The 10,434-nt window shown below is 64.3% G+C and carries 15 protein-coding genes and 1 pseudogene; 15 read left to right on the top strand and 1 reads right to left on the bottom strand.

The features are described 5' to 3' along the window. The 15 genes and pseudogenes from rplP to map form a co-directional block, all read left to right on the top strand. The coding region (gene rplP / locus JWP54_RS01735; RefSeq protein WP_297366452.1) for a 50S ribosomal protein L16 at positions 1–223 on the top strand (223 nt) is incomplete at its 5' end. Beyond that, positions 223–561, top strand: a complete 339-nt coding sequence (gene rpmC / locus JWP54_RS01730) for a 50S ribosomal protein L29 (protein WP_066597620.1) — start codon at positions 223–225, stop codon at positions 559–561. The genes rplP and rpmC, both read left to right, overlap by 1 nt. A gap of 2 nt (positions 562–563) precedes the next feature. Then, complete coding sequence (rpsQ, locus tag JWP54_RS01725; protein ID WP_297366451.1) at positions 564–857, top strand: 30S ribosomal protein S17; 294 nt, start codon at positions 564–566, stop codon at positions 855–857. Between the two features lie 35 nt (positions 858–892). Continuing rightward, positions 893–1,261, top strand: a complete 369-nt coding sequence (gene rplN / locus JWP54_RS01720; protein ID WP_066597616.1) for a 50S ribosomal protein L14 — start codon at positions 893–895, stop codon at positions 1,259–1,261. Positions 1,262–1,264: 3 nt separating this feature from the next. Continuing rightward, positions 1,265–1,624, top strand: a complete 360-nt coding sequence (gene rplX, locus JWP54_RS01715; RefSeq protein ID WP_134640283.1) for a 50S ribosomal protein L24 — start codon at positions 1,265–1,267, stop codon at positions 1,622–1,624. Then, complete coding sequence (rplE, locus tag JWP54_RS01710; protein ID WP_297366450.1) at positions 1,624–2,217, top strand: 50S ribosomal protein L5; 594 nt, start codon at positions 1,624–1,626, stop codon at positions 2,215–2,217. The genes rplX and rplE overlap by 1 nt, the downstream gene beginning before the upstream one ends. 101 nt (positions 2,218–2,318) lie before the next feature. Further along, positions 2,319–2,717: a 30S ribosomal protein S8 gene (rpsH, locus tag JWP54_RS01705; RefSeq protein WP_066597609.1), complete on the top strand. Its 399-nt coding sequence runs from the start codon at positions 2,319–2,321 to the stop codon at positions 2,715–2,717. A gap of 6 nt (positions 2,718–2,723) precedes the next feature. Beyond that, a complete protein-coding gene (gene rplF, locus JWP54_RS01700; protein WP_088457172.1) occupies positions 2,724–3,260 on the top strand; it encodes a 50S ribosomal protein L6 in 537 nt (178 codons plus the stop codon). A gap of 2 nt (positions 3,261–3,262) precedes the next feature. Then, a complete protein-coding gene (rplR, locus tag JWP54_RS01695; protein WP_088457171.1) occupies positions 3,263–3,634 on the top strand; it encodes a 50S ribosomal protein L18 in 372 nt (123 codons plus the stop codon). 59 nt (positions 3,635–3,693) lie between these two features. Beyond that, positions 3,694–4,344 (top strand): 30S ribosomal protein S5, encoded by a 651-nt coding sequence (gene rpsE / locus JWP54_RS01690; RefSeq protein ID WP_066597601.1) that lies wholly within the window; start codon positions 3,694–3,696, stop codon positions 4,342–4,344. Further along, a complete protein-coding gene (gene rpmD / locus JWP54_RS01685) occupies positions 4,344–4,526 on the top strand; it encodes a 50S ribosomal protein L30 (protein WP_066597599.1) in 183 nt (60 codons plus the stop codon). The genes rpsE and rpmD overlap by 1 nt, the downstream gene beginning before the upstream one ends. Beyond that, positions 4,526–5,161 carry a 50S ribosomal protein L15 gene (gene rplO / locus JWP54_RS01680; RefSeq protein WP_297366449.1) on the top strand — a complete coding sequence of 212 codons (636 nt, stop codon included), beginning with the start codon at positions 4,526–4,528 and terminating at the stop codon, positions 5,159–5,161. Before rpmD ends, rplO begins: the two co-directional genes overlap by 1 nt. A 102-nt stretch (positions 5,162–5,263) precedes the next feature. Further along, positions 5,264–6,586: pseudogene (gene secY, locus JWP54_RS01675) on the top strand (preprotein translocase subunit SecY). Beyond that, the gene (locus JWP54_RS01670) at positions 6,583–7,200 is read left to right on the top strand and encodes an adenylate kinase (protein ID WP_297366448.1); all 618 of its coding nucleotides are present in this window, start codon (positions 6,583–6,585) and stop codon (positions 7,198–7,200) included. The pseudogene secY and the gene JWP54_RS01670 overlap by 4 nt, the downstream one beginning before the upstream one ends. A 69-nt stretch (positions 7,201–7,269) precedes the next feature. Then, entirely contained in the window at positions 7,270–8,106 is an 837-nt protein-coding gene (map, locus tag JWP54_RS01665) for a type I methionyl aminopeptidase (protein ID WP_297366447.1), read from the top strand. Between the two features lie 91 nt (positions 8,107–8,197). Here the strand turns inward: map and JWP54_RS01660 are convergent, their stop codons facing one another. Next, positions 8,198–10,129 carry a BglG family transcription antiterminator gene (locus JWP54_RS01660; RefSeq protein ID WP_297366446.1) on the bottom strand — a complete coding sequence of 644 codons (1,932 nt, stop codon included), beginning with the start codon at positions 10,127–10,129 and terminating at the stop codon, positions 8,198–8,200. Positions 10,130–10,434: the final 305 nt, after the last annotated feature.

The following is a 10,434-nucleotide window of genomic DNA, read 5'->3' as shown; positions in this document are numbered from 1 at the left end:
CAACATCTACCCCGACCGCCCGCTCACCAAGAAGCCCGCCGAAACCCGCATGGGTTCCGGTAAGGGTAGCCCCGAGTGGTGGGTCGCGAACGTCAAGCCGGGTCGCGTGCTCTTCGAGCTCAGCGGCGTCAGCGAAGAAGTTGCGCGCGAAGCACTCACCAGGGCAATTCACAAGCTGCCCCTCAAGGCACGCATCATCAAGCGCGAGGAGGGCGACGCCTAATGGCGATCGGATCCAAGGAGCTCGCCTCAGTCGAGCTCGACACCTTTGAAAACGAACGACTGTTCGACGAGCTGAAGAAGGCCAAGGAAGAGCTGTTCAACCTGCGCTTCCAGTCGGCCACCGGCCAGCTCGAAAGCCACGGCCGCCTCCGCGCGGTCAAGCGGGACATTGCACGCATCTACACGGTTCTCCGTGAGCGCGAGCTGGGCATTCGTGCCACTCCCGTCGCAGTCGAGGCTCCGGCCAAGGCTGAGAAGAAGACGACCAAGAAGGCCAAGGCCAAGGACGCATCCACGGATGCTCCCGAGGCTGACGCCGTCGAGACGAAGGAGGCCTAATCATGGCGAAGACTGACGAAACGGTCGTCCCCGCCGAGGCTCTCGTGCGCGGCTACCGCAAGACGCTGCGTGGTTACGTGACCAGCGACAAGATGGATAAGACCATCGTTGTCGAGGTCGAAGACCGCGTGAAGCACCCCCTGTACGGCAAGGTCATCCGCCGTACGTCCAAGCTGAAGGTGCACGACGAGGCGAACATCGCCGGCGTCGGCGACCTGGTCCTGATCAGTGAAACTCGCCCGCTGAGCGCCACCAAGCGCTTCCGCCTGGTCGAGATTCTCGAGAAGGCCAAGTAAGCGCCTCGCGCTTACTTGATAGAAGGAGTTAGAAAGTGCTTCAGCAAGAATCACGACTCAAAGTTGCCGACAACACCGGTGCCAAGGTCCTGTTGACGATCCGTGTTCTCGGTGGCTCCGGCCGTCGTTACGCCGGACTGGGTGACGTCATCGTCGCCACCGTCAAGGACGCCATCCCGGGCGGCAACGTCAAGAAGGGTGACGTCGTCAAAGCCGTCATCGTTCGCGTCAAAAAGCAGACCCGTCGTCCAGACGGCTCGTACATCAAGTTCGATGAGAACGCCGCAGTGATCTTGAAGGCTGACGGAGACCCCCGTGGTACCCGTATCTTCGGACCGGTCGGTCGCGAACTCCGCGACAAGAAGTTCATGAAGATCATTTCGTTGGCACCGGAGGTTATCTAAATCATGGCCAGAATCAAGAAGGGTGACCTCGTAGAGGTCATCACCGGCCGCACCCAGGCTCGCGGCGGAGACCGTGGCAAGCAGGGTCGTGTGCTCGAGGTACAGGTTGAGAAGAACCGTGTTCTCGTCGAAGGCATCAACTTCGTCAAGAAGCACGTTCGCGTCGGCCAGACCCAGCGCGGCTCCAAGACCGGCGGCATCGAGACCGTTGAGGCATCGATCCACGCTTCCAACGTCGCGCTCGTCGACCCGGAGACCAAGAAGCCGACCAAGGTCGGATTCCGTCTCGAAGAGGTAACGAAGGACGGCGTCTCCAAGACGGTCCGCGTTCGTTACGCCAAGAAGAGCGGTAAGGACCTCTAATGACTGACACCACCACTGAGGCCACCAAGCCTGTCGTGCTGCCGCGTCTCAAGCAGAAGTACCGCGAAGAGATCTCCCTGCAGCTCGCCAAGGACCTGGGCTTCACCAACGTCCACCAGGTACCCAACCTGACGAAGATCATCGTCAACATGGGTGTCGGCGAGGCTGCACGCGACGGCAAGATCATGGATGGCGCCGTCGCCGACCTCACCAAGATCACCGGCCAGAAGCCGCAGGTCACCAAGGCACGCAAGTCCATCGCGCAGTTCAAACTGCGTGAAGGACAGCCCATTGGCACGCACGTCACACTTCGTGGCGACCGCATGTGGGAGTTCCTCGACCGGCTGCTCAGCCTCGCACTGCCCCGTATCCGCGACTTCCGCGGCCTCTCGGACAAGCAGTTCGACGGTGCCGGCAACTACACGTTCGGTCTCACGGTGCAGGTGATGTTCCACGAGATCGACCAGGACCGCATCGACCGTCTTCGCGGCATGGACATCACTGTTGTGACTACTGCCAAGAACAACGACGAGGGCCGCGCGCTGCTCAAGGCGCTGGGCTTCCCGTTCAAGACGGCCGAAAACTCCAAGTAGATTTACCCTCGGGGGCCGGACAACCGTTCGGCCCCCTCCACCACCACAGGTCGTCATCCGTGTAACGGGTGCACGAAACCAGGCGAGAAAGGCACCACAAAATGACAATGACAGATCCGGTCGCAGATATGCTGACCAGACTGCGCAACGCTAACTCGGCGTACCACGACACAGTGTCGATGCCGCACAGCAAGCTCAAGGCGCACATCGCAGACATCCTCAAGGCTCAGGGTTACATCTCTGCCTGGGATGTCAAGGATGCAGAGGTCGGAAAGACCCTCACGCTGAACCTCAAGTTCGGCCCCAACCGCGAGCGTTCCATCGTCGGCATCAAGCGGGTTTCCAAGCCCGGCCTGCGCGTGTACGCAAAGTCGACTGAGATCCCCACGGTTCTCGGCGGCCTCGGCGTTGCCATCCTGTCCACCTCCAGCGGTCTGCTCACCGACCGCCAGGCAGAGAAGAAGGGCGTAGGCGGAGAAGTTCTCGCCTACGTGTGGTAGCCGACAATGTCACGTATTGGAAGACTTCCGATCGAGATCCCCGCGGGTGTCACGGTCGAAGCTAACGGCCAGGCCGTCAGCGTCAAGGGTCCGAAGGGCGAGCTCGCGCTCACCGTCGCGAACCCCATCGAGGTCCAGGTCACCGATGGCCAGGTTCTGGTCACCCGTCCCGACGACGAGCGCGCTTCGCGTTCGCTGCACGGACTGACCCGTACCCTGATCGCCAACCAGATCATCGGCGTTACCGTGGGTTACACCAAGGGACTCGAGATCGTCGGTACCGGTTACCGCGTCGCACAGAAGGGCACCTCTGTTGAGTTCGCCCTCGGCTTCTCGCACCCGGTCCTCATCGAGCCGCCCGTGGGTATCTCCCTGACCGTCGAGGGCGTTAACAAGCTCACGGTCAGCGGTATCGACAAGCAGGCTGTCGGCGAGGTTGCCGCAAACATCCGTAAGATTCGCAAGCCGGAGCCCTACAAGGGCAAGGGTGTGCGTTACGCCGGCGAGATTGTTCGCCGCAAGGCCGGAAAGAGTGGTAAGTAACCATGGGTCTCGGAACTAGAGGAAAAAGCAAGTCGGCTGCCCGCGGACGCAGGCACGCACGTCTTCGCAAGAAGATCGAGGGGACCGCGCTTCGTCCGCGTCTCGTCGTCACCCGTTCAGCTCGCCACGTATTCGTGCAGGTCGTTGACGACAGCAAGGGTTTCACCCTCGCGTCGGCGTCGACTCTCGAAACCGGTCTGCGCACCTTCGATGGTGACAAGACCGCCAAGGCGCACAAGGTCGGCGAGCTCGTCGCCGAGCGCGCCAAAGCCGCCGGTATTGAAGCCGTCGTATTTGACCGTGGTGGCAGCAAGTACGCAGGACGCGTCGCAGCCATCGCCGAAGGAGCCCGAAAGGGAGGGTTGGACCTGTGAGCACTGAATCCAGTAGCACCGCAGCAGCGAAGGAAGCAGACGTCGTCACCGAGGTTCCGGTGGAAACCGCAGCTTCGACTACGCCGCCGCAGAACGAGCCTCGTGAGGCTCGCCGTGGTGGCCGTGAGCGCAGCCCGAACCGTGAGCGCGGAAGCCGTGACGCCGAGAAGAGCCAGTTCCTCGAGCGCGTCGTCACGATCAACCGTGTTTCCAAGGTGGTCAAGGGTGGTCGTCGCTTCAGCTTCACCGCTCTGGTCGTCGTCGGAGACGGTAACGGCCTGGTAGGCGTTGGTTACGGTAAGGCCCGAGAGGTCCCGACCGCAATCAGCAAGGGCGTCGAGGAAGCGAAGAAGAACTTCTTCCGCGTTCCCCGCGTCGGCCTGACCATCCCGCACCCCGTTCAGGGTGAAGCCGCTGCCGGAGTCGTTCTTCTCCGTCCGGCCGCAGCAGGTACCGGCGTTATCGCCGGTGGCCCGGTGCGCGCCGTACTCGAATGCGCCGGCATCCACGACGTGCTGAGCAAGTCGCTCGGTTCGTCGAACACCATCAACATCGTGCACGCCACGGTGGAGGCCCTGCACCAGCTCGAAGAGCCACGTGCAGTCGCGGCTCGCCGTGGCCTCTCCTACGAAGACGTGGCCCCGGCCCGTTTTCTGCGTGCCGACGCGGCTGCAGCAGCAGCCGCCGCAAGCGCGAAGGCAGGTGCCTAATGGCTCAGCTGAAGATTACGCAGATCAAGTCCAAAATTAGTGAGAAGCAGAACCAGCGCGACACGCTTCGCAGCCTGGGCCTGCGCCGCATTGGCGCCGTCACGATCCGCGAGGACAACTCGCAGAACCGTGGCTACGTCAACACCGTTGCTCACCTTGTGAAGGTCGAGGAGATTGACTAATGGCTGACGAGAAGGAAGCTACCGAGAAGGTAGCAACCAAGCCCGCCGCTAAGAAGGCCGCCGCCCCCAAGGCGACGACCACGAAGGCCGCCGCCCCCAAGAAGGCGACGGCCACCACGGCTGCAGCAGACAAGGCCCCGGCCAAGACTGTTGCCGCCAAGAAGGCTGCCGCGCCGACTGAGCCCACTGAGGTCCGTCCGCAGGTGCTGAAGGTTCACCACCTTCGCCCCGCGCCCGGTTCGAAGAAGGACAAGCAGCGCGTTGGCCGTGGTGAAGGATCCAAGGGTAAGACCGCGGGTCGTGGAACCAAGGGCACCAAGGCGCGCTACACCGTGCGTATCGGCTTCGAGGGTGGGCAGATGCCGCTGCACATGCGCACCCCGAAGCTGCGCGGGTTCAAGAATCCGTTCCGCGTCGAGTACCAGGTTGTCAACCTGGAGCGCCTCGCCGAGCTGTACCCGACCGGCGGCGATGTAACCATCGCTTCCCTGGTCGCCAAGGGTGCCGTTCGCGACAACGAGAAGGTCAAGGTTCTCGGCAATGGTGACATTGCGGTTAAGCTGACTGTTGCAGTCGATAAGGTCTCCCGCTCAGCAGAGCAGAAGATCGTCGCAGCAGGTGGCTCGATCAAGTAGTACAACCCGTAGACGAGATCGAGCTTGTCGAGCCTGCTCAGCGACTAATGCGCTGACGCTGACTCGGCAAGCTCGTTCTTTGTTACTAACTGGAGGCCTTTTTTGTTTAGCGCCATTGCGCGGATATTCCGCACGCCGGACCTTCGTAAGAAGATCGGGTTCACCCTGGGCATCGTCGCCCTGTTCCGACTGGGCTCGTTCATCCCCGCCCCGTTCGTGGACTTCGGCAACGTGCAAGCCTGTCTTGCAGCGAACCAGGGAACGAGTGGCCTCTACGAGCTCGTGAACCTGTTCAGCGGTGGCGCCTTGCTGCAGCTGTCCGTCTTCGCGCTGGGGATCATGCCGTACATCACGGCCTCCATCATCGTGCAGCTCCTGCGCGTCGTGATCCCACACTTCGAAACCCTGTACAAGGAGGGCGCGTCCGGCCAGGGCAAACTCACCCAGTACACCCGTTACCTCACCATCGCACTCGGCATCCTGCAGTCGACGACGCTGATCACCGTGGCGCGCAGTGGCGCCCTGTTCGGCACCTCCGCATCGTCGGAGTGCTCGCAGCTGCTCACCAACGATGCCTGGTACGCCATCATGCTGATGGTCATCACCATGACCGCCGGCACCGGCGTCATCATGTGGATGGGTGAAATGATCACCGAGCGCGGCATCGGCAACGGCATGTCGCTGCTGATCTTCACGTCCATCGCCGCGCAGTTCCCGAACTCGCTCATCTCGATCGCCCAGCAGAAGGGCATCGACGTCTTCCTGATCGTGCTCGCGATCGGCCTCGTCGTCGTGGCCGGTGTGGTCTTCGTCGAACAGTCGCAGCGCCGCATCCCGGTGCAGTACGCCAAACGGATGGTGTGACGCCGCACCTACGGCGGCAACAACACCTACATCCCGATCAAGGTGAACATGGCCGGCGTTGTGCCCGTCATCTTCGCGTCGTCGCTGCTGTACCTGCCGGCCCTCATCGCTCAGTTCAACCAGCCCGCCGCCGGCGAGACGCCGCAGGCCTGGGTCACCTGGGTCACCAACAACCTCACCCAGGGCAGCCACCCGCTGTACATGGCGTTCTACTTCCTGCTCATCGTGGGCTTCACCTACTTCTACGTCGCGATCACCTTCAACCCCGAAGAGGTCGCCGACAACATGAAGAAGTACGGCGGGTTCATCCCCGGCATCCGCGCCGGCCGGCCCACCGCCGAGTACCTCGACTACGTGCTCACCCGGGTGACGCTTCCCGGTGCGCTCTACCTGGGCCTGATCGCGCTGATCCCGCTGATCGCGTTCGCGCTGATCGGTGCCGACCAGAACTTCCCATTCGGCGGCGCCAGCATCCTGATCATCGTCGGCGTGGGTCTGGAGACGGTCAAGCAGATCGACTCGCAGCTGCAACAGCGCCACTACGAAGGGCTCCTCCGATGACCCGACTACTCGTGATCGGTCCCCCCGGCGCCGGCAAGGGCACCCAGGCGGTGCGCCTGGCCGAAGCGTTCGGCATCCCCGCCATCTCCACCGGCGACATCTTCCGCCACAACGTGAAGACCGAAACCGAACTGGGCCTGAAGGTCAAGGCGTTCATCGAGGCCGGCAAGTACGTGCCCGACTCGCTGACCAACGAGATCGTCGCCGACCGGCTCCAGGAGCCCGACGCGCTCTCCGGGTTCCTGCTGGACGGCTACCCGCGCACCACCGACCAGGTGCTCGAGCTGGACCGCCTGCTCGACGCCGAGGGCACCTCGCTCGACGCCGTCGTGCAGATCGTGGCCGACACCGACGAGGTCGTGGCCCGGCTGCTCAAGCGCGCCGCGGAGCAGGGCCGCGCCGACGACACCGCCGAGGTCATCCGGCACCGTCTCGACGTGTACGAGGAGCAGACCGCCCCCCTGATCGACCTGTATGACAAGCGCGGCGTCGTCGTGACGGTCGACGGCCTCGGCGCCGTCGACCAGGTCACCGACCGGATCGTGGCCGCCCTGGCCGAGCGTGGCCTGCACGCCGTGGGCCCCACCGACAACGTCGCTGCCGCCTCCGCCTGACCCGCCCTTCCCGGGCACCGGAACATGCCGGCGCCCGCCCCCTTTCGCATGATGAATTAGTTTGCAGGTATGTCCGTGGCTCTTCGCCGCTCCATTTACAAGTCCCCGGCGCAGCTGCGCTTGATGCTGGCCCCGGGCCTGGCGACCGCCGCGTCACTGGTCGCAGCCCGCGAGGCGATGCAGGTGGGCGTGAGCACTCTGACGCTGGATGCCGCGGCTGAGGCCGCCATCGTGGCCCTGGGTGGCAAACCGAACTTCAAGCTCGAGCAGGGCTACTTCCACACCGTGTGCGCCTCCGTGAACGACGACGTGGTGCACGGCATCCCCGGCGCCCGGCTTCTGGGCCCCGGCGACATCGTCTCGATCGACAGCGGCGCTGTCATCGACGGTTGGAACGGTGACGCGGCGTTCACGTTCGTGCTGCCGGACCCGAGCCGCCCCGAGGTCGTCGCCGAGCGCCAGGAGCTCTCCCGGGTGACCGAGCAGTCGCTCTGGCACGGCATCGCCCGGCTGAACACGGCCCGACACCTCAACGAGGTCGGCGAGGCGATCGAGGACTACATCGAGTCGCAGGGCACCTACGGCATCCTCACCGACTACGTCGGCCACGGCATCGGCCGGTCGATGCACGAGGCCCCGCCGGTGTTCAACTACCGGGTGCGCCAGAAGGGCCCCGACGTGAAGCCCGGCCTGGTCGTGGCCATCGAGCCGATGGTGGTGCTCGGCGACATCGAAACGTACACCCGCGACGACGACTGGACCGTCGCCACCAGCGACGGCAAGGCCGCCGCGCACTGGGAGCACAGCGTCGCCGTGCACAAGGACGGCATCTGGGTGCTCACCGCCGAAGACGGCGGCGCCGCGGGCCTGGACCAGTTCGGCATCACCCCAGTCCCGCCCGCCTAACCCCGCGCGCCCGCGTCATCCGCCCGCAACTGTTGCCCGTGCGGACAAGTGCACCCGGTGTGCCGGGACCATTTGTCCGCACGGGGAACAGTCAGGCGTCCATGACGTGGACGAGCTCGTCGATGAATGAGGCGAAGTCCACCGAGCGCTTGATCAGCCGCTGCACCTCGGTGCGGTCCGCGAAGACCTCGACGAACTGGTCGAAGACCGCCTGGAAGGTGCTGCGGCCGGACGCGCTGAACGCGATCAGCGCGACCACGTTGACCCGGTTGTCGCCCCAGTCCATCGGGGTGTCGTTGATGACGATCGCAATCGATGTCTGCGTGGCGCTCATCGACATGGCGTGCGGCACGGCGAGGTTGTCGGTGAAGGCCGTGGACGACATCAGCTCGCGCTCGATGGCGCCGTCGACGTAACTCTGGTCGATGAGGCCGCGCGCCATCATCCGCTCGCCGAGCGCGGTGATCATCGCGGTCTCGTCGCCGGTGTAGAAGTTGCGGGAGAACAACGACTCGTCGAAGAACTGCAGCAGGTCGTCCTTGAGGCTGGCGCGGCGGCGCATCCGGCGCACCCGGCTGGCGTGCTGGCGGATGCGGTCGATATCGCCCTGGGTGAGGAACGGCTGGATCACAATGACCCCGTCGCCCGGCAGCGTCGGGTCGATGGTGGTGAGCACCAGGTCGGCGTCGAGCTGGTCCCACGCCACGTCGGAGCGGGTGATCACCGCGACGACCTCGAGGTCGTCACCGAGGACCCGTTCGATGCGCTCCCGCAGCAGCACATGCATGTCGTAGTAGTTCGGGCAGACGATCGCGCAGGTCACCAGGTCCACCCGGCGGGACTGCTGCTCGAGGTGCGCGCCCACGTGCATGGCGATGTAGGCGATCTCGTCGTCGTTGATCACGATCTGCTCGGCACGCTGCAGCTCACTGGCGATGTACACGGCCAGCTCGTAGATCAGCGGGTAGGAGGTCTTGATCGACCGGGTGAGCGGATTGCGGGAGTACGACTTGTCGTGGGCCCGGTTGATCAGGTTGCGCACGTGCAGGGTGAGCCGCACGATGAAATCGTCGTCGTCGAGGTCGACGAGGTACTCCTGGCTGGCCCGGTCCACGATGGCGCGCATCGCGGCGAGCTCCTCCGGCCGCACATAGCTCTCGATCAGGGTCTCGGCCGGCTGGTCGTGCCCGGGGGTGATCACCCGGGTGGTGAGCAGGAACGCGAGATAGGCCAGGTCGCCGCTGCCCAGGGCGACGTCGAAATGCTTCATCACCAGGCCGGCCAGCGAGGTCGCCAGTTCCGACGGCGGCTCGGCCACGGCCGGTGCGGGGGAGAGGTGCTTGGTCACCCGGTCGATGGCGATGGCCACGTGCAACAGCACGTTGTTGATGCCGTACTCGTTGATGAAGTACCCCTGGCCGTCGAGGAGCTCGATGAGGTCGGTCTTGAACGCGCCCAGGCTGTCCGCGCCGGCCTGGCCGGAGGTGAACTCGCGCTGGATGGTCTCCAGGTCGATCATGCCCCGAGCGCTCTCCTCCCGGAACATGCGGCTCAAGAGCTTCCGCCGGTCGGTCTCTGAACCGGTGAGGGTGACGACGCTGCCGTGCCGTACCAGGGCCAGTCCGCTGTCGGGCAGCAGCAGGCGCACCCGGGCGAGGTCGGCTTCGATCGTGGAGTCGCTGACGAAGTATTCCGCGGCCAGCTCGTAGACGTCCAGGCCGTCAGCCGCTTCGGTGAGGCGGCGCACCAGCTGGGACAGGCGTTGCTGCGGGGTGTCGGCTTCGGTGTCGCGGGCCCGGCCACGGTGCAAGGCGGAATAGCTCGCGAATTCGTCGCGGTTGAGCCGGTAGCCGGCCGTGCCGGACTCGATCAGGGTGAGCGGATGCGCGGCCGCTTTCACCGCGGTGACATAGCTGCGCACACTCCTGGGTGTGACGCCCAAACGGTCAGCAAGTTCGCCTGCCGTGATCCAGCTGGATGTCTGGGACAGGAAGTCCAGCATCCGCGTCTGTTTATCACTCATCGTGCGCAACTCCATTGTCTCAAGAGTAGTCAAGCAGAGTGGGGGCCTGACACGGAGCAGAACACCGGGTTGTTTCCGCACCCTGCGGAAAAGGCTCTGGTGGCGCCGGGCGCACCGACAGAGGACAGTGGATCTTGCAGTCAAAGGATCGATGGAAGGAACGAATCAATGAAGATTCTCATCGTTTGCGGCGCCGGGGCATCCAGCGCGTTCGTCGCGCACCGGTTGCGCACCACCGGCAAGACCCGAGGGCTCACCCTCACGGTCGTCGCCGGAAGCGAAGCCGACCTGCCGGCCTCCCTGGA

The organism is Cryobacterium sp., from assembly GCF_025463825.1.
Classification (GTDB): domain Bacteria; phylum Actinomycetota; class Actinomycetes; order Actinomycetales; family Microbacteriaceae; genus Cryobacterium.
Note: the sequence above shows the minus strand (reverse complement) of the source record. Positions and strands in the feature narration are given on the sequence as shown.

Excerpts from the sequence above, each read along its gene's own strand:
- JWP54_RS01670 (WP_297366448.1), top strand. The coding sequence starts at position 6,583 with ATGACCCGACTACTCGTGATCGGTCCCCCCGGCGCCGGCAAGGGCACC.
- rpsQ (WP_297366451.1), top strand. The coding sequence starts at position 564 with ATGGCGAAGACTGACGAAACGGTCGTCCCCGCCGAGGCTCTCGTGCGC.
- rplE (WP_297366450.1), top strand. The coding sequence starts at position 1,624 with ATGACTGACACCACCACTGAGGCCACCAAGCCTGTCGTGCTGCCGCGT.
- rpsH (WP_066597609.1), top strand. The coding sequence starts at position 2,319 with ATGACAATGACAGATCCGGTCGCAGATATGCTGACCAGACTGCGCAAC.
- rplF (WP_088457172.1), top strand. The coding sequence starts at position 2,724 with ATGTCACGTATTGGAAGACTTCCGATCGAGATCCCCGCGGGTGTCACG.
- rplR (WP_088457171.1), top strand. The coding sequence starts at position 3,263 with ATGGGTCTCGGAACTAGAGGAAAAAGCAAGTCGGCTGCCCGCGGACGC.
- rpmC (WP_066597620.1), top strand. The coding sequence starts at position 223 with ATGGCGATCGGATCCAAGGAGCTCGCCTCAGTCGAGCTCGACACCTTT.
- JWP54_RS01660 (WP_297366446.1), bottom strand. The coding sequence starts at position 10,129 with ATGAGTGATAAACAGACGCGGATGCTGGACTTCCTGTCCCAGACATCC.
- rplX (WP_134640283.1), top strand. The coding sequence starts at position 1,265 with ATGGCCAGAATCAAGAAGGGTGACCTCGTAGAGGTCATCACCGGCCGC.
- rplO (WP_297366449.1), top strand. The coding sequence starts at position 4,526 with ATGGCTGACGAGAAGGAAGCTACCGAGAAGGTAGCAACCAAGCCCGCC.
- rpmD (WP_066597599.1), top strand. The coding sequence starts at position 4,344 with ATGGCTCAGCTGAAGATTACGCAGATCAAGTCCAAAATTAGTGAGAAG.
- map (WP_297366447.1), top strand. The coding sequence starts at position 7,270 with ATGTCCGTGGCTCTTCGCCGCTCCATTTACAAGTCCCCGGCGCAGCTG.